The sequence below is a fragment of the Microbulbifer okhotskensis genome (genome assembly GCF_023895975.1).
GTDB classification, from domain to species: Bacteria; Pseudomonadota; Gammaproteobacteria; order Pseudomonadales; family Cellvibrionaceae; genus Microbulbifer; species Microbulbifer okhotskensis.
Genome location: NZ_JALBWM010000055.1, coordinates 1 through 16,427, shown reverse-complemented (window position 1 = coordinate 16,427; position 16,427 = coordinate 1). Strand labels below are relative to the sequence as shown.

The following is a 16,427-nucleotide window of genomic DNA, read 5'->3' as shown; positions in this document are numbered from 1 at the left end:
CATCCTTGTGCCCGGCTAACCAATAAAAAATTTACAATCAGGACTTCGGCTTGCGGAAGCGCAATGTCATACGATCACTCTCGCCAATAGCAAGGTACTTATCGCGATTCTCTTCGCCCAGACGCAAAGACGGTGGCAGGGTCCATACTCCTTTGGGGTGATCAGCGGAATCTTTAGAGTTTGCGTTGACCTCACTAGACTCCTCAAATTCAAAACCCGCTTTTTTGGCCAGGTCAATCACATACTCCTGAGTGACATAGCCACTTTTCACCATATCCTCCATACCGGTACCAGGTTTAGCCCGATGTTCAACCACACCTAGGACACCCCCGGGCTTGAGCGCAGCGAAAAAGCTGGCAAAAGCCTCATCCGCATAATCACGATACATCCAGTTGTGCACATTGCGGAAAGTGACTACTGCATCAGCGCTGGCAGCTGGTGCAATCTCAAGCCCCGTTTGCGGTGCAAATTCAGTGACGATAACGCTTTTGTAGGCTTTCTTGTTCGAGGACAACTTAGTCTTGAAGTTTTTCAGGGAACGTTGGTAATAATCCGACTCGCTACTTTCTGGAAAATGCGCCGCATACAAGGTGCCATTCGCACTCAAGTAGGGCCCCAGAATCTCGGTATACCAGCCGCCGCCTGGTGTAATTTCGACCACTGTCATATCCGGCTCAACACCGATAAATTTCAGGGTTTCTGCTGGATTGCGATAGGAATCGCGGGCGACATATTCCTTACTGCGATTGTCCCCCTTAAGGGCAGCGGTGAAATCTGCAGCCTGAGTGGTACCGGCCAGAGCTAGCGTGCCGGCCAGCGCTATCAGGGATTTTTTGATTTTGCTCGTCATGGTCATTCCTATGTTGTTATCGTTGATCCAATTTGGTTTGCACACTGTCGATCTTATCCTTTAAAGATTGATCGCGGTCAATACGGGTTCCCAGTTTAAGGCTTGTACTAATTCGATCGGCGCCCAGTTGGTGCACGCGCTCATGGCACGCCTTAACTGCCGCCATCACTTTATCCCAGTCCCCTTCGATATTGGTGCCGTAAGCGTGCAGGTGATGAGTGAGACCAGCCTCTTCCAGAACCCTCTCACACTCTGCAACATATGTACTGACAGAAATCCCCACACCGATGGGGATCACACATAAATCCGCAATAACCTTCATCAACAGTCCCTCGCTAAGTTACCGGTAAGTGAGCTTTAAAATAACGCTTTTGAGATTGGCCGATAGAGTTATCCGACGAGATCCTATTACAATGCCCATCAAACGTCTCTTGTGAAGCAAAGGAATACCCAATGCAACAGCATCTCGTTATCTCCATGATCTCTGATGACAAGCCCGGCGTCGTGGAAAAGCTTTCAACGGTTATTGCGGATAACTGCGGCAACTGGGAAGACAGCCACATGGCGCACTTCGCAGGAAAATTTGCCGGTATTCTGCGTGTCGCTGTGGCGGCGGATAAGTGCCAGGCGCTCAAGGACGCGCTGACCGAGCTGGCCGAATCCGGTTACAATCTGATCGTGGAAGATGCCATCGCCGTCTCCGCAAGGCCCCAGCAAGCCCTAACGCTAAAGCTGGTGGGCAGCGATCGTCCCGGTATAGTTCGCGAGATCTCACGCGCGCTCACCGCCCACCATATCAATATGGAACAGCTGGAAACCACTTGCGGCAGCACGCCCTGGAGCGGTGAACCCCTGTTCAGAGCCGAGTGCACTATCAGTGTCGCCGAGGATATGGATCTCGATGGCCTGCGCGACGAGCTCGACCAGATCGCCAACGAACTCGGTGTGGAGATCGATTGCGAGGAGATCGCCACCCCCATCTAATTGTGGAATAATCCGCAGCCATACAAGGCCGAGCACTCCCGCCCGGCACAGTCAGACAAGGCCTTTCCAGCGCCAACTGCCCCATGTTCAAAATTGTTCTGTACCAACCTGAAATTGCTCCAAATACCGGCAATATCATTCGACTCTGTGCCAATACCGGCGCCGAGCTACACCTGATTGAGCCCCTGGGCTTCGATATGGACGACAAACGACTGCGCCGCGCCGGCCTCGACTACAGCGAATACAGCCGCGTAGTGCGCCACCGTGACTGGCAGTCCTTTATCGAAAGCGAACAACCTCCGCGGGTACTGGCCCTTTCTACCAAAGGCAGCAAACGACACAGCGCCGTTGAGTACCGACCGGATGATGCCATTGTATTTGGCCCCGAGACCCGTGGCTTGCCAGCAGAGCTCCTGCAGCAGCTAGGCGCAGATAACACCCTGCGCATCCCGATGCGTGCCGAGAGCCGCAGTATCAACCTGTCCAATGCCGCCGCCATCGTTATTTACGAAGCCTGGCGACAGTTGGATTTTAGTGGCGCCCTCGCCCAGCAGTAAGAAGTTCATCAGTTATGCAAAGCTCCTCAGCCCCCATAGGACTCTTCTACGGCTCCAGCACCTGCTATACGGAAATGGCCGCTGAAAAAGTCCGCCAGAGTATCGGCCCCCAGTGGATCGATACTCACAATGTAGCCGATGCCGATATCGGTCTCGCAGAAGAGTACGATTTCCTGTTATTTGGCATTCCCACATGGGATTACGGCGAGCTGCAGGAAGATTGGGAAAATATCTGGGACGACCTGGCCCAACTGGATCTACACGGCAAGACCGTGGCCCTGTTTGGCCTGGGCGACCAGGAAGGATACCCCCAGTGGTTCCAGGATGCCCTCGGCTACCTGCACGCCCAATTGCTGGCCTGCGGAGCCCGCGCAGTGGGCTACTGGCCCAGCGATGGCTACGAGTTCGAGGTATCTAAAGGCCTCACCGCAGATGGCAGCCAATTCGTCGGACTTGCGCTGGATGAGGAGAACGAGTTTGACTTGAGTGAGGAGCGCATTGAGCGCTGGTGCTCTCAGGTCATGCGCGAGTTTGGCCTGCAGAGTGAGGGCTGACGGAAGTCTTATTGTGGATAAAGTAAACAATAAATACGCTGAGATCGAATGGCGTGAAGATGGCCAACCTCTGTCCCGCACCTATGACGATATCTACTTTTCCAGCGCCTCAGGTTTAGAGGAGACACGTTACGTTTTCCTGCAGCAAAATACCTTGGCCGAGCGCTGGCAAAGACTGGGTAAGGATGGTGTTTTCACCATTGCAGAAACCGGATTCGGCACTGGCCTGAACTTTATCGCCGCCGCCGAGCTGTGGCAGCAGACGGCTCCTGAGAGTGCTCGCTTACATTTTATTTCTGTCGAGAAATTCCCCCTGCGCCGCAACGATCTGCGGCGGGCTCTGGATCTTTGGCCCCAGTTAGCCTCTCTCGCTCAATCGCTGATCGACAATTATCCCCCGCTGCTGGCCACTGGAGTTCACCGATTACAGTTTGGCCAAATCAGCTTGACGCTCATTATCGGTGAAGCCAGCCAAGCCCTAAGCAGTCTCCGCCTGCAGCGAGACAGTGATCACCAAGTAGATGCCTGGTTCCTCGACGGTTTTGCCCCCGCCAAAAACCCGGATATGTGGACCCCGGAATTATTTGCCAATATGGCCGCCCTAAGTGGACCCGGTGCAACCCTTGCAACGTTTACCTGTGCTGGGCTGGTCAAGCGCGGCCTGCGCGACGCGGGCTTCGCCCTCCGCAAGGTTCCCGGATTTGCGCACAAGCGGGAAATGCTGTGCGGCACCCTGGAAAGTTCACAATCCCTTGAGACACGGGAAACACCCTGGCATCTGCCCAAAGAAGAAAATCAACTTCCACAAACTGTCGCCGTTGTCGGCGCAGGTATCGCCAGCGCCACAGCCGCCAGAGCACTGGCAGAGCGCGGCTTGCGTGTCCAGGTATTCGAACAGGGCGAAGAGCCGGGCTCCGGTGGCTCCGGCAATGACCAGGGAATTCTGTACGCAAAACTATCCCCCAAACCCGGCCCCAACGGGGACTTTAACCTCCACGCCCTGATGTTTGCCCAGCGTTACTACCACAGCCGCTGTCCAGACGTCAGCCATTTCAGTGGCCTGTTACAACTGGCACAAACTGAGCGGCAACAACAGCTGCAGGATCAAGTAGCCACAACACTGGCAAAGAGCGATGGACAGTTCTTAGCTGAGCCGGTTGACGCCCACACAGCCAGTCTTCTCGCCGGAGTGGTACTTCCCTTCGGCGGGCTCCACTTCCCGCGCGCCGGTTGGATCGAGCCTAAAAAAGTCTGCGCCACTTTGCTGCAGCATCCCAATATCACCTTGCACAGCAACCACTCGGTCCTGGAATTGCACCAAAACCCTACCGACTGGCTACTGAAAACCGATCGCAGTGACGTCTCCGCCGATGCTGTCGTTTTATGTGGCGCCAATGATATTCGCCAATTTGCCGCTACCGCCCCACTGCCGCTGAAGCCTATTCGCGGCCAAGTATCCAAGGCTAGAGCCACAGAGGGCTCTTCCCGGCTGAAAGTGGCGCTGTGCGGCGAAGGCTATATCACCCCGGCCCATTGCGGCAGCCAGAGTTTTGGCGCCACCTTTAAACTTAAAGAGACCGCCACTGAATTGCGCGATAGCGAGCATGGAGAAAACCTGCAGACCCTGGCCGGCCTACTGCCCCAAGTCGCCGAGGACTTCGCCGACCAAACACTCACAGGCCGTGCCGCCCTCCGCGCCGCCACGCCAGATTACTTGCCCCTTGCTGGGCCAGTACCCGATTGGGCCTCTATTGGCCGCACTTACGAGGCTCTGCGCAAAAACCGCAAGCAATTTATTCCCGCCCGCGCAGATTATCATCGCGGGCTCTATGTAATGGGCGGCCTCGGTTCTCGCGGCTTTACCTATGCGCCACTTACGGCAGAAGTCCTGGCATCCTGGATACTCCATGACCCCCTACCGGTCAGTGCCACGTTAGCCAAAGCACTCCACCCGACAAGATTTGCGATCCGCGACCTGGGCAGAAACAGGGACATCAGCTAGAAAGGTTCTGGGGCCCTTCCGATGGAGATAACAGGCTGGCACTCCCGGAGCCGCAGGAGACTATCGTCTTCATCGCCGCTTCAACACTCACCCCGGGGAGAATTTCCACACACTCTGGCGGCACATGAAATACAAATCCCGAGGTGGGTACCGGCGCCGTCGGCACATACACGGTGAAATCCCCGTTGGTGTGCTGCGAGGTGATAATTGCGGTGACGGTCAGTTGATTGTTGGCACCGTGAATACGAACTTTGGCCACAGGCCCCGCCAGTACACCGCCTCCGCCACCACCGATGAACTGGATAACCACGTCTTTGATGGTGCTATAGCCTGGGGCCAGGCGCCCCAACCAGTGATCTACATGGCGGTGTAGCCAACTGCCCACGCTGGTTTTAACCAATAAGCCAATCGCAAAACACCCCCCAATAATCAGGGCTATCGCCACAAGCCGGGCGAGGGTATCCTTAAACTCGGTATGGGTCTCCAGCCAAACCACGGCCGGAGCAACAATGTCACTGACTTGACCGAACAGCCACTGGAATAGCAAAACAAAGATGGCTATGGGCAGCACAACCGCCAAGCCGCCCAACAGCGTCAATGTGATAAATGTTTTAATTCTGGTCATAGGTTATTGATGAATCGACTTCTCGTTAATAGCTGGATTCTGGTTTCGCTATCTACCCTGCTGCTACCGTTAGACACAGCCGCACAGACTCAACTCCAGACAACCCCTTTTTCCATCCTGGAAGAGCGCCAGCGCGGTGGGGACCATTTTACCCAAGGGCTTTTCTACGATGGTCAGCGCTGGTGGGAGAGCAGCGGTCGCTATCGCCGCTCCTGGCTCGCCGAGTATACCGACCCCAGCGCCAATCCCATAAGGCGCAAATGGCTGGCCAAAAACCGATTTGCCGAGGGCCTCACAGTTCTCAACGACAAGCTATACCTGCTGACCTACAAAGCCGGTGAAGTTCATATCTATCAGGCACACAACCTCAAACCACTGAAAATACTGCGCTATGCCGGTGAAGGTTGGGGACTGACTAGCGATGGCCAACATTTGATTATGAGTAATGGCAGTAATGAGCTGGTTTTTCGTGACCCGGAGACCTTTGATGTCGTGCGGCGCCTCAAAGTTCAGGGGGGAGGCGAGAATTGGTCTGATTTGAACGAACTGGAGTTTGCCGAGGGATTAATCTGGGCAAATATATGGCAAAACAAGCGGATTATTGCCATAGATCCCCAAACTGGGGGAGTGCGCGGCGCCATCGACCTCAGCTCACTAAATCCCGACGAAAAGGATCACCCCGATACTGTGGCCAACGGTATCGCCTGGGATAAAGCGCGGAACGGCTTATGGGTGACCGGAAAATACTGGCGACAGCTCTATTTGATCCGCCCACAAGGACTGGGATTTGGTCGAATGCCCTCATCAGTCACTAGTGCTGATCAGTAACGGTCAACACCCCACCATCGCGAATATAGTCCATCGCAGATAACTGCAACTGCAAGCGAGAACCATGCCCTCGGCTCTGCAGGCTAACTCCATCCAAACCCGCTCTTCCATCGTATAGCGTGGTGAATTGCCCCACATCATTCTCCCACTGGACACGCTCTACTTTTTGCATCCCCGGCAGCTCCAGGGTAACGATCGTGAATTCCTCGGGCAGCGGCTGCAGTTCAACCTGGGCAACCCCCGACGCCGTGGCCACAGAAAAAGCCAGCTGGTTTTCCGGTGCAGTCTTCCAGCCCAAATGGGTATCAGCCACAACAGATTGAACCAGATTACGGGGAAAGTTTGAGGTACACCCTAATAGACCGACGGGTACCGTGAACGACAACACAGTTGACAAAATCAATGTGCGCATAGCCCTATCCTTAGTGTGCCACTGTGATGGCGTAGGAGTATAACCCGCGAAGTACATCACAGGCGTAAAGCCGTTTATTTCATTCTATTTCAGTGGCGTATTCATCAATAAACATACCGCACAGCATCGCACTGCAAGGTATACTCCCACGCCATGAATTCCCCACAACACATTCTCGAACACGTCTTCGGCTACACCCGTTTTCGCGACCCCCAACAAGCGGTCATTGATACACTGGTAGCCGGCAATGACGCTCTGGTGCTAATGCCTACCGGCGGCGGAAAATCCCTTTGCTATCAAATACCCGCCCTGGCACGGCCCGGCTGCGGAGTGGTTATTTCTCCACTCATCGCCCTGATGCAGGATCAGGTTGAAGCTCTGCAGGAGGCGGGAATACGCGCTGCCTACCTAAACTCCTCCGTGGCCTACGATGAGGTTCAGGCCATTGAGAGCCAACTGCTATACGGAGAACTGGATCTCCTCTACCTAGCTCCCGAGCGATTGCTGCAGCCCCGAACCCTCTCATTGCTCCAACGAGTAGCGCTATCTGTATTTGCAATTGATGAAGCCCACTGCGTATCCCAATGGGGTCACGACTTTCGCGCTGACTACCTTCAGCTCAATTGCCTGCACGAGCAGTTTCCACAAGTGCCTCGGATTGCTCTTACTGCCACTGCCGACAAACGCACCCGTGCGGAAATCGCTCGACGCCTGGACCTCGAAGATGCCCGTCACTTTGTCAGTAGCTTTGACCGTCCCAATATCCAGTACCGGATTGAACCCAAAGACAATCAACGCCGTCAGCTATTACAATTTTTGCAGGGCGGGCAGCAGGGTAATGCCGGAATTATCTACTGCCTCTCGCGCGCAAAAGTGGACAGCACTGCGGAATGGCTGAACCAGCAGGGCTTCACCGCCTTGCCCTATCACGCTGGACTGCCAGCGGATACCCGCGCAGAGCACCAGCGCCGCTTCCTGCGTGAAGACGAAGTAATTGTTGTCGCCACCATCGCTTTTGGCATGGGTATCGATAAACCGGACGTGCGATTTGTCGTTCACCTGGACCTCCCCAAAAGTGTTGAGGCCTACTACCAAGAGACCGGCCGTGCAGGCCGCGATGGCGAAGCCTCCGTGGCATTGCTGCTCTACGGCCTCGAAGATGTAGTAAAAATCGGCCAGATGGTTGAATCGTCAGAGGGCAGTGAAGAGCACAAGCGCCTTGAACGCGGTCGCCTCAATGCCATGCTCGGCCTCTGTGAAATCACCAGCTGTCGCCGCCAGGCCCTACTGGACTATTTCGCCGAACCCTTGGATAAACCCTGTGGTAATTGCGACACCTGCCTGGAGGTACCCGCCACCTGGGATGCCAGCGAGGCAGCGGTGAAGTTACTGTCCTGCGTCTATCGCACAGGCCAACGGTTTGGCGCCAGCCATGTGATTGACGTCCTGCGCGGCTCGGAGAACGAAAAAGTCCGTAAATTCAGCCACGATCAACTCTCCACCCACGGCATTGGCAAGGAATTCAGCACTACCGAGTGGCGCGCCATTGTCAGGCAGCTGATTGTACGGGGTTATCTTGAGGTTGAGGGTGAATTTCAGGGATTGCGGCTTACGGAGGTCTGTCGCCCGCTACTGCGTCGAGAGGTATCACTAAACCTCCGCAAGCTTCCCGCCAAAACTCCCCGCTCGCAAAACCGAGACACCGGTAACCTGGAAGATCTCGGCCCAGAAGATCAAGTCCTCTGGCAAGCTCTGCGCGATTGCCGTAAACAGTTAGCTGAGGAACGCGGCGTACCGCCCTATGTGGTCTTCCACGATGCCACTCTACGCGGCATGGTACAGGCACACCCGCAAACACGCAGTGAACTGCTGGCCGTCTCCGGTGTTGGGGACAGCAAGCTAGAGCGCTTTGGCGATGTTTTTTTGGCCGTATTAAGAGAGTTTCCAAAACACGAATAGTACAAAGTTATCGGGACCTTTTCCTCAAAACACAGAGCTGTGTTAAAAAGGAGCAAAGCAGTAAAACAATAATCAATAAACCCGACTGAGAGAGAGCCATGAAGATAATCGGCCACCTAATCAATGGTACGCTGGTGAGCGAAAGTAGTACCTCGGGCAATTCCCGCGTCCAAGAGGTGACCAACCCCTCCACCAATCAAGTCACCGCAAAAGTATCTTTAGCTGCTAAGGCCACTGTCGAAGAAGCCATTGCCGCTGCAGAGGCCGCCTTTCCTGCCTGGCGTAATCTAGCCACTGCCAAGCGGGTGCGCATCATGTACCGCTTGAGAGATCTCCTACAGGAAAACGCCGCAAAAATCTGTGAGCTGATTACCCTCGAACACGGCAAAGTACTTGGCGATGCCATGGGTGAACTACAGCGGGGCATCGAAAATATCGAATACGTTTGCTCCACTCCGGAAATGCTAAAAGGTGAGCACAGCAAAAACGTCGGTCCATCGATAGACTCCTGGAGTGAATTTCAACCATTGGGGGTCTGTGCAGGAATTACGCCGTTTAATTTCCCGGCTATGGTGCCCTTGTGGATGTGGCCAATGGCAATTGCCTGCGGGAACACTTTTGTTCTTAAGCCCTCTGAACGCACCCCCTCGTCCGCCCTACTTATCGCAGAACTGGGTATCGAAGCCGGTATTCCCGCTGGGGTTTTAAATGTGGTCAATGGTGGAAAAGAGGCCGTGGATACCCTGCTCACCGACAAGCGTATCCAGGCCGTCAGTTTTGTGGGCTCCACGCCTATTGCGGAGTATGTTTACACCACTGGCACTGCCCACGGAAAAAGAGTCCAAGCCTTTGGTGGGGCTAAAAACCATGCGATCGTAATGCCCGATGCGGATTTGGATAATGCCGCTGCTGCACTGATGGGAGCCGCGTACGGCTCTTGCGGTGAACGCTGTATGGCCATCTCAGTAGCGGTTGCTGTAGGCAATGATACTGCCGATACCTTAATTGAAAAGCTCAAAGTACAAATTGCCGAACTCAGGGTTGGGGATGGCATGGACGGCCGGAGTGATATGGGACCACTGGTTACACCGCAACATCTGGAAAAAGTAGAAAGTTACATTGCCGCTGGTATTAATGAAGGTGCTGAATTGGCAGTGGATGGGCGCAATCATAAAGTTTCCGGCTACGAAAAAGGTAACTACCTGGGGGCCTGCCTATTCGACCGGGTCACCCCGGAGATGTCTATCCATAGTGGCGAAATCTTTGGGCCCGTTCTTTGTATCATGCGTGTCGAGACCATGCAGGAAGCCATGGATATTATCGATGCCCATGAATACGGTAACGGCACCTGCCTGTTTACCCGCGACGGCGAAGCCGCCCGATATTTTAGTGACAATATTAAAGTCGGTATGGTAGGTATTAATGTTCCCTTACCCGTACCCGTCGCTCACCACAGTTTTGGCGGATGGAAGCGCTCACTATTTGGCGATCTCCACGCCTACGGACCCGACTCTGTACGCTTTTATACCAAACGCAAAACTATTACCCAACGCTGGCCAGCCAGTGGCGTCAGGGAAGGTATTCAGTTCAGCTTCCCCTCAAATCAGTGATGCCCTGAATATCCTCACTCGAAGGCGGTTGAAAAGGGCCCTCTCGGCCTTTTTCAACTCAAAATTGCGACACATACCCGCATCCCTCCATGATAAATCAAGTATGTAACTATTTGATTTTTTCCCAGCCCCATCCTATTCCGCATAATTCCATTCACAAAGGGTACCGAGCAAGCAGCCCTACGCGAATCACTGTGGTTGAAATATTACACTCGGAAAGTCCGACCTCACCAAATTGACTATCACATCAAAGCTGTACAGGTATATTTACTTGGCGAACCCAGAGAGGAATTATTTTGTTAGCAAAATAAAATAAACTGATAAAGTTCTTACTCTCTCTATAAGCTTTACTTTTATCCCTTAACTCCACCACTGCTCATGACGCATCATTAAAAAATGCAAAAACTGGCAAAAACATTCGAGCACTTTAAGAAACACAAAAAAGAATGGATAAGAACAATAAAAAAGGGCGCCGAAGCGCCCTTCCGTAGCCAGGCTTGATTACCAGTGGAAATCAAACTTGTAGCCTACACCAAGATTAAACGACCAGGGGTCGAAGAGGTAATCGCCACCAAATCTATGACGATATAAATCGTTGTTGTCGTCTACGTCATACCAGAAGCTATTAACTTCAATATCAGTATCAACATCATAATAGATAGCGGCGAGATTAATTAACCAGCTGCTATCGTGACCGAAGTTAAAGTCAACACCAATTTGCCAAGTGTAACCCCAGTTATCTCCCAGATTTACCCGGCCATCCCACCGCTGGAATGCATCATCATCATCATACCAACCCCAATCTCTCAGGCGCTCATCGGTAAAGTCGGTGTAATTAATACCAACCCCCATATAAGGCTGAATCATGCAGCTGGGATCCAGTGGATAATAATTCAAATATGCAGCCGTAATTTGAGGCTTCCATCTGGCGAAATCGCCACGACGACGATCTCCGAAGTCTGGATTGAAACGATAGAACCAACCTCTGCGATCACCGCCGGTGTGGCGATCGCCATCAGTGTAACTCAGGGAAACACTCATGTGATCCGTGGCTCGCCATTCCACATTGATAAACCAGCCCCACTCGTCACTGGGATCGACGTTAGAGCGAAAAGCACCCCAATCATCATCAAAATCATCTGGCCCAAAAAGGAAGCGGTCAGCAAAAGTAACATTATCCGAATTAGGCGAGATATAGGCGCCACCAATTCGGACTTTAAACTCCTGTGTAGGTGGTGGTGGCGGGGCATAGCCAGCAGGTCCTGCCGAAGCGACACTAGAGATTGCTAAGGCGAGGGGCGTCATAACGGGGATCAGAATACGCGTCATCTTCATTTGTGGTAACTCCATTGATATTCAGCAGATCAAACAGCAATCAGCCCAATCAATGGTCAGTTTAGTCGCACGAAATAACAGCTGTAGAAAAAACAATCAAATGTTGGCGTGGAAAGAAATATTTATCATTATCTGGCATTTAAAGCACTTTTTGGCGTTTAAACATTCGAAAAAAAACACTAATTTCAAAGTGGATAAGCGCCTATAGAAATTCTAGCGTCCCTCCAAATAGGTCGGGGCACAATGAGCGATCAACACAGAACGGGTGACAACAAACCGACCGGCTCGTTAAACATAAAAAATTGCGACAATAAATCTAAACCGCAGAAAAACTGAGCAGCTGCAGATGATGATACATGGTGTAGTAATTGACGCCTTTTTTGGATTGGGAATGAGTGCGAGCAGGCGCTGTGAATAACTTTAGTTTTAGCCCCCATTAGACTGGGGGCTTGGATATACTACTTTTTTCCGCCCCCTTGGCACTCGGGGCTTCCTGGTGCTTGCCCCCCCCACTCTTCGGGAGTGTAAATATGTAGAGCAAGCGCATGGATCGGGCCCGCCATTTCTTCAGCAAGGACGGCGTACACTTTTTGATGGCGCTGAACTTTCCTGACTGCCTTGAAAGCCTCACTAACCAGAACTACTCGAAAATGCATCTCAGAGCCAGGGGGCACATTGTGCATATGGCTTTCACACTCGACCTCAATATGCAGAGGAACGAACTCTGCGCCAAGCTTCTCTTCTATCGTCTTAGCAAGACTCATCCACTAATTCCTTAATTTACAACATAACGAGGCTTTCACCTTGGCCACACAGGCAGTTTCATTTTTCGAAACTTCAAATTGCCCTCGCCCTTAAGAATTTCCAGAGGGCACTAAGCAGTGTTTTCTCTCCCAAAAAATTCCTAGAGCTCAAAACTAACTGACAACCTTCGCCTTGTGTTTTCGTGCCTCAACGATCGCCTCATAAGCGACGGTAACACTTTTCATTTGGTCTTCCGCATGGCGCATGAATTCCTCAGGCAGACCTTTAGAGGCAATTTTATCCGGATGATACTCAGCAGCCTTACGCCGATAGGCCAACTTGAGCTCTTTATCACTGGTTTCTGGCGTACATCCCAGTACCCCGTAGTGCTGCTCAAGATCCGCCACAGGATTACCACCGTGGCGCCCGAACTCATTCTGCATCGCCGCAAAGAGCGATTCATGCAACCCCAGGTCCGTAGTGATACGGCGCAATATCTCTTCTTCCGATGCATGCAACTCCCCATCGGCATAGGCAACAGCAAACAACAGGCGGTACACCAGCTCGCGCATTGCTTGGTCGCGCACCAGTTGTCGATACTGCTTTGCGTAATCGTAAATACTGTACTTATCGGTCTTGGCATTTTCGAAAATGCGAATTGCGTGTTTTCGCTCTTCTTTACCAAGACGGAGGTTGTTCTGAATAAAGCCCTCTATCAACTGGACTTCGGCCTTGGACACCAGGCCATCTGCTTTTGCCATTTTGGCCAGCATTGAAAACAAGGTCACAATAAAAATGGTCTGGGCTCCATCCCGACTCAATGCTGAAGCAGCCTTACCCAAACGCTGCTGCAAACTGGAACCAAAGGAGCTACCTACCCAGGCACCCAGCGCCGCACCAATAGGGCCACCAAACATAAAACCAAAACCAGCACCTAACCCCGCCCCTAACCAGGACATACTCTCTCCTCTGCGCTCTAAGCGGCGCCCCACTAATATCACACTAAAACAATCAAAACGCGCCTATGATACCACGTAAGCTGGCGTCCCAATTTTCCCCAATGAACCCCAAGTCATAAACTGGCAAGACAGTTTCCGCCAACGCTATCTTTTGACACTCAAATTAACCGTTAAACTATCGCAACTCACCAGCCCCAATTATGTTTTGAAGATTCAAACTCTAATTAGGATCCAGCCGAATGAAAACGCGGCCAGAGGTACTCATCCTGCGCACTATCACTGTGGGGGCAGTGTTGTTCCTTACATTAGCCGGGTGCAATCAACGCCAGGAAACAACGCCTAAGCAGGCGTCCAGCGTCGATAGCGAAGGCCACCAAAGCTGGGAAACCATCGTAGAAGTCCTGCTCCACCCCCGCTGCCTCAACTGCCATCAACTGGAAATGCCCCTGATAAATGAAGGCTCTCCTCATATCCCCCGGGTAGAGCGAGGTGCAGACAATATGGGGGCGGGTACGATGCGCTGCATAAATTGCCACTCCAACAAGAACAACCCGGTCACTGGCGCTCCTGGCGCCTCAGGATGGGAGATGGCACCAATCACATTGAATTGGTCACAGATGTCCTCGGCGCAGATTTGCAAGCTGCTGACAACTCCTCAGGACAACGGTGACCGCTCACCGGAGAGCCAGCTGCAATTTGTCAGCGAAACCCCCCTGGCACTTTGGGGATGGTCTCCCGGAGACAAGCGGCAACCTGTCACTATCTCCCACGCAAAACTGATTGAAGCCATGAAAGAGTGGATTGCCGCAGGAACTCCCTGCCCTCCAGAGAGATCTTCAGACTGAATCACACCTCTTATTCCGTGAATGGGGTTATCTGTAGCGGTTCACTTTCAACAGCCATATTGCAAAGTGACCGTGCAGTAACCTGCAATCCATGAAATGAAAGTTGGAGGGTTCCGCATTCATAGCAGAGGGCCGGACACACGGCAATCGCTTTCCCGAACCGAAATCACGGACTCGAATTAGGCGACCCTGACACGCCGAGTTCAAACATAACAGGGACTTTGCCATGACCTACGACTTAACGCTCAATCAGCTAAAAAAAACCTATCAACAAGGCATCACCACACCGCGTGAACTCATTAATGAGCTACTGGATCAAGCCCAACAGCAAGCAGGTTATAACGCTTGGATTAAATTATTGACCATCGAGCAGCTGCAACCTTTTTTTGACAATCTGGATACTGTGCAACCGAAAGACCTACCCCTCTATGGAGTTCCTTTTGCCATCAAGGACAACATTGACCTCGCTGGAGTAGCCACCACCGCCGCCTGCCCTGATTTCAGTTATATCCCCAGCGATAGCGCCTTTGTTGTTGAAGCCCTAATTCGAGCAGGTGCAATTCCTCTCGGCAAAACCAACCTAGATCAATTTGCCACAGGCTTAGTTGGTGTTCGATCCCCCTATGGCCAAGTCAAGAATGCGTTCAACCAAGATTATATATCTGGCGGTAGCAGTGCGGGTTCCGCCATCGCAACAGCACTCGGCCAAGTCAGTTTTGCATTGGGTACAGACACCGCTGGGTCTGGACGTGTACCCGCAGCATTAAATAATTTAATTGGCCACAAGCCGACACGAGGCTTACTCAGTAATACCGGTGTAGTCCCAGCCTGTAAGAGCCTTGACTGCGTCTCAATCTTCAGCCTTAATTGCCAGGATGCAGCCAGCATTCTTGAAGTCGCCGCGCGTTTTGACGCTAACGATAGTTACAGCCGAACCAATCCGCACTACAATCGCCTTCATTATTTCCAGAAAAACCGCATCACTAATAATGCTTCTTTTACTTTTGGCGTACCCTCAGATTTGGATTTTCAAGAGGATAAACACGCTCAAATGCTATTTAATCGGGCTATTGAATACCTGAAAGCGCTGGGCGGCACGGCCGTTAATTTTAACTTTGAACCTTTTAAGAAAGCTGCAAAACTGCTCTATGAAGGACCTTGGATCGCAGAGCGCTGGATTGCCACTCAAAATGTGAAACCGGGTTCTATGCTCGAAGTAATTCGCACCATCATTGCTTCTGCCGAGTCAAAAACGGCTGTCGACGCTTTTAAGGGACAATATCGCTTAAAGGCACTTAAGCGGATTTGTGATGAATCCCTGGGGAATTTCGACTTTGTAATCACCCCAACCCTACCGACACCTTACACACGCGAGCAGTTAGCTGAACAACCCATTAAACGGAATTCTATTCTTGGTACCTACACCAATTTTATGAACCTTCTGGATTATTCAGCAACTGCGGTACCCGTCGGTTTTCTCAACTCTGGAGTCAGCTGGGGTGTGACTTTATTCAGCGAAAAATACAGTGATATGGCTCTGCTGAGCTGCGCTGATGGATTACACCGGTGCTTTGAATTGCCATTGGGCGCCACCGGCATTCATCAACATCAAACTGCAAATCAAGCCGAACCCTTTTATCAACTGGCCCCACCAAATAAACAAGTCAACGTTGTGGTTTCCGGTGGCCACCTTGAGGGACAGCCTCTTAACTGGCAGCTTACCGAGCGCGAGGCCAAGCTAATCAAGAAAACCAGGACTAGTGGGCAATACCAGCTGTTTGCCCTGCCCGACGGCAAGCGCCCAGCCATGATGCGTAATGAAGTAGATCATGGCCAGGCTATTGAAGTGGAAGTATGGCAGCTGCCAGCTAAGTATTTTGGTAGCCTTGTCGCGGCCATTCCGGCCCCGCTGGGAATTGGTAAGGTGGAACTTGCTGACGGCAGCTGGGAAACCGGCTTTATTTGTGAAGCCTCAGGTATTAAAGGGGCAACCAATATTACCCATTTTGCCAGCTGGCGAGCTTGGTTAAAGCATTTGAGTCGTTAAACCTCAAATCGAAGCATTGAACAGCCCTAGGCCGCCGGAAGCGATTTTTTGAGAATTTGCGGGGTAGTGTTCAGAATTCTGTGTCATTTCTTTACTATTAGCAAAAAAGAGATGAC

General features: G+C 52.1%; 16 protein-coding genes. 9 read left to right on the top strand and 7 right to left on the bottom strand.

The features are described 5' to 3' along the window. Positions 1-37: 37 nt before the first annotated feature. Both MO867_RS13010 and MO867_RS13005 read right to left on the bottom strand, forming a co-directional pair. Entirely contained in the window at positions 38-850 is an 813-nt protein-coding gene (locus MO867_RS13010; RefSeq protein ID WP_252468627.1) for a class I SAM-dependent methyltransferase, read from the bottom strand. A gap of 16 nt (positions 851-866) precedes the next feature. Beyond that, positions 867-1,172, bottom strand: a complete 306-nt coding sequence (locus MO867_RS13005; RefSeq protein ID WP_252468616.1) for an MTH1187 family thiamine-binding protein — start codon at positions 1,170-1,172, stop codon at positions 867-869. Between the two features lie 131 nt (positions 1,173-1,303). On the opposite strand from MO867_RS13005, the gene MO867_RS13000 reads away from it, so the two are divergent. The 4 genes from MO867_RS13000 to mnmC all read left to right on the top strand — a co-directional run bounded on the left by MO867_RS13000 (position 1,304) and on the right by mnmC (position 4,947). Beyond that, a complete protein-coding gene (locus tag MO867_RS13000) occupies positions 1,304-1,834 on the top strand; it encodes a glycine cleavage system transcriptional repressor (RefSeq protein WP_252468605.1) in 531 nt (176 codons plus the stop codon). 83 nt (positions 1,835-1,917) lie between these two features. Continuing rightward, complete coding sequence (gene trmL, locus MO867_RS12995) at positions 1,918-2,391, top strand: tRNA (uridine(34)/cytosine(34)/5-carboxymethylaminomethyluridine(34)-2'-O)-methyltransferase TrmL (RefSeq protein WP_252468603.1); 474 nt, start codon at positions 1,918-1,920, stop codon at positions 2,389-2,391. A 14-nt stretch (positions 2,392-2,405) separates the two neighbouring features. Then, a complete protein-coding gene (fldB, locus tag MO867_RS12990) occupies positions 2,406-2,945 on the top strand; it encodes a flavodoxin FldB (RefSeq protein ID WP_252468589.1) in 540 nt (179 codons plus the stop codon). Between the two features lie 13 nt (positions 2,946-2,958). After that, positions 2,959-4,947: a bifunctional tRNA (5-methylaminomethyl-2-thiouridine)(34)-methyltransferase MnmC2/FAD-dependent 5-carboxymethylaminomethyl-2-thiouridine(34) oxidoreductase MnmC1 gene (mnmC, locus tag MO867_RS12985; RefSeq protein ID WP_252468558.1), complete on the top strand. Its 1,989-nt coding sequence runs from the start codon at positions 2,959-2,961 to the stop codon at positions 4,945-4,947. Here the strand turns inward: mnmC and MO867_RS12980 are convergent. Then, complete coding sequence (locus MO867_RS12980) at positions 4,940-5,572, bottom strand: DUF502 domain-containing protein (RefSeq protein ID WP_252468556.1); 633 nt, start codon at positions 5,570-5,572, stop codon at positions 4,940-4,942. The genes mnmC and MO867_RS12980 overlap by 8 nt on opposite strands. A 9-nt stretch (positions 5,573-5,581) precedes the next feature. Between MO867_RS12980 and MO867_RS12975 the strand changes: the two genes are divergently transcribed. Then, a complete protein-coding gene (locus tag MO867_RS12975) occupies positions 5,582-6,400 on the top strand; it encodes a glutaminyl-peptide cyclotransferase (protein ID WP_252468545.1) in 819 nt (272 codons plus the stop codon). On the opposite strand, the gene MO867_RS12970 is transcribed toward MO867_RS12975, so the two are convergent. Next, a complete protein-coding gene (locus MO867_RS12970) occupies positions 6,384-6,812 on the bottom strand; it encodes a hypothetical protein (protein ID WP_252468543.1) in 429 nt (142 codons plus the stop codon). The genes MO867_RS12975 and MO867_RS12970 overlap by 17 nt on opposite strands. Before the next feature lie 153 nt (positions 6,813-6,965). On the opposite strand from MO867_RS12970, the gene recQ reads away from it, so the two are divergent. Beyond that, positions 6,966-8,771, top strand: coding sequence for a DNA helicase RecQ (gene recQ, locus MO867_RS12965; RefSeq protein ID WP_252468541.1), 1,806 nt, complete (start codon positions 6,966-6,968; stop codon positions 8,769-8,771). A 98-nt stretch (positions 8,772-8,869) separates the two neighbouring features. Next, entirely contained in the window at positions 8,870-10,381 is a 1,512-nt protein-coding gene (locus MO867_RS12960; RefSeq protein ID WP_252468539.1) for a CoA-acylating methylmalonate-semialdehyde dehydrogenase, read from the top strand. A 501-nt stretch (positions 10,382-10,882) separates the two neighbouring features. On the opposite strand, the gene MO867_RS12955 is transcribed toward MO867_RS12960, so the two are convergent. The 3 genes from MO867_RS12955 to djlA form a co-directional block, all read right to left on the bottom strand. Beyond that, a complete protein-coding gene (locus MO867_RS12955; RefSeq protein WP_252468537.1) occupies positions 10,883-11,716 on the bottom strand; it encodes an OmpW/AlkL family protein in 834 nt (277 codons plus the stop codon). A 458-nt stretch (positions 11,717-12,174) separates the two neighbouring features. Beyond that, positions 12,175-12,480 (bottom strand): BolA family protein, encoded by a 306-nt coding sequence (locus MO867_RS12950; protein WP_252468526.1) that lies wholly within the window; start codon positions 12,478-12,480, stop codon positions 12,175-12,177. 153 nt (positions 12,481-12,633) lie between these two features. Beyond that, a complete protein-coding gene (gene djlA, locus MO867_RS12945) occupies positions 12,634-13,419 on the bottom strand; it encodes a co-chaperone DjlA (RefSeq protein WP_252468524.1) in 786 nt (261 codons plus the stop codon). A gap of 239 nt (positions 13,420-13,658) precedes the next feature. Between djlA and MO867_RS12940 the strand changes: the two genes are divergently transcribed. Next, a complete protein-coding gene (locus MO867_RS12940; protein WP_252468522.1) occupies positions 13,659-14,264 on the top strand; it encodes a hypothetical protein in 606 nt (201 codons plus the stop codon). Between the two features lie 226 nt (positions 14,265-14,490). After that, complete coding sequence (gene atzF, locus MO867_RS12935; protein WP_252468520.1) at positions 14,491-16,311, top strand: allophanate hydrolase; 1,821 nt, start codon at positions 14,491-14,493, stop codon at positions 16,309-16,311. Positions 16,312-16,427: the final 116 nt, after the last annotated feature.

What these genes read in the sequence shown, in the direction of transcription:
- fldB (WP_252468589.1), top strand. Translation starts at nt 2,406, where the DNA reads ATGCAAAGCTCCTCAGCCCCCATAGGACTCTTCTACGGCTCCAGCACC.
- MO867_RS12940 (WP_252468522.1), top strand. Translation starts at nt 13,659, where the DNA reads ATGAAAACGCGGCCAGAGGTACTCATCCTGCGCACTATCACTGTGGGG.
- atzF (WP_252468520.1), top strand. Translation starts at nt 14,491, where the DNA reads ATGACCTACGACTTAACGCTCAATCAGCTAAAAAAAACCTATCAACAA.
- MO867_RS12950 (WP_252468526.1), bottom strand. Translation starts at nt 12,480, where the DNA reads ATGAGTCTTGCTAAGACGATAGAAGAGAAGCTTGGCGCAGAGTTCGTT.
- MO867_RS12960 (WP_252468539.1), top strand. Translation starts at nt 8,870, where the DNA reads ATGAAGATAATCGGCCACCTAATCAATGGTACGCTGGTGAGCGAAAGT.
- MO867_RS13010 (WP_252468627.1), bottom strand. Translation starts at nt 850, where the DNA reads ATGACGAGCAAAATCAAAAAATCCCTGATAGCGCTGGCCGGCACGCTA.
- MO867_RS13000 (WP_252468605.1), top strand. Translation starts at nt 1,304, where the DNA reads ATGCAACAGCATCTCGTTATCTCCATGATCTCTGATGACAAGCCCGGC.
- MO867_RS12980 (WP_252468556.1), bottom strand. Translation starts at nt 5,572, where the DNA reads ATGACCAGAATTAAAACATTTATCACATTGACGCTGTTGGGCGGCTTG.
- recQ (WP_252468541.1), top strand. Translation starts at nt 6,966, where the DNA reads ATGAATTCCCCACAACACATTCTCGAACACGTCTTCGGCTACACCCGT.
- MO867_RS13005 (WP_252468616.1), bottom strand. Translation starts at nt 1,172, where the DNA reads ATGAAGGTTATTGCGGATTTATGTGTGATCCCCATCGGTGTGGGGATT.
- MO867_RS12970 (WP_252468543.1), bottom strand. Translation starts at nt 6,812, where the DNA reads ATGCGCACATTGATTTTGTCAACTGTGTTGTCGTTCACGGTACCCGTC.
- trmL (WP_252468603.1), top strand. Translation starts at nt 1,918, where the DNA reads ATGTTCAAAATTGTTCTGTACCAACCTGAAATTGCTCCAAATACCGGC.
- djlA (WP_252468524.1), bottom strand. Translation starts at nt 13,419, where the DNA reads ATGTCCTGGTTAGGGGCGGGGTTAGGTGCTGGTTTTGGTTTTATGTTT.
- MO867_RS12955 (WP_252468537.1), bottom strand. Translation starts at nt 11,716, where the DNA reads ATGAAGATGACGCGTATTCTGATCCCCGTTATGACGCCCCTCGCCTTA.
- MO867_RS12975 (WP_252468545.1), top strand. Translation starts at nt 5,582, where the DNA reads ATGAATCGACTTCTCGTTAATAGCTGGATTCTGGTTTCGCTATCTACC.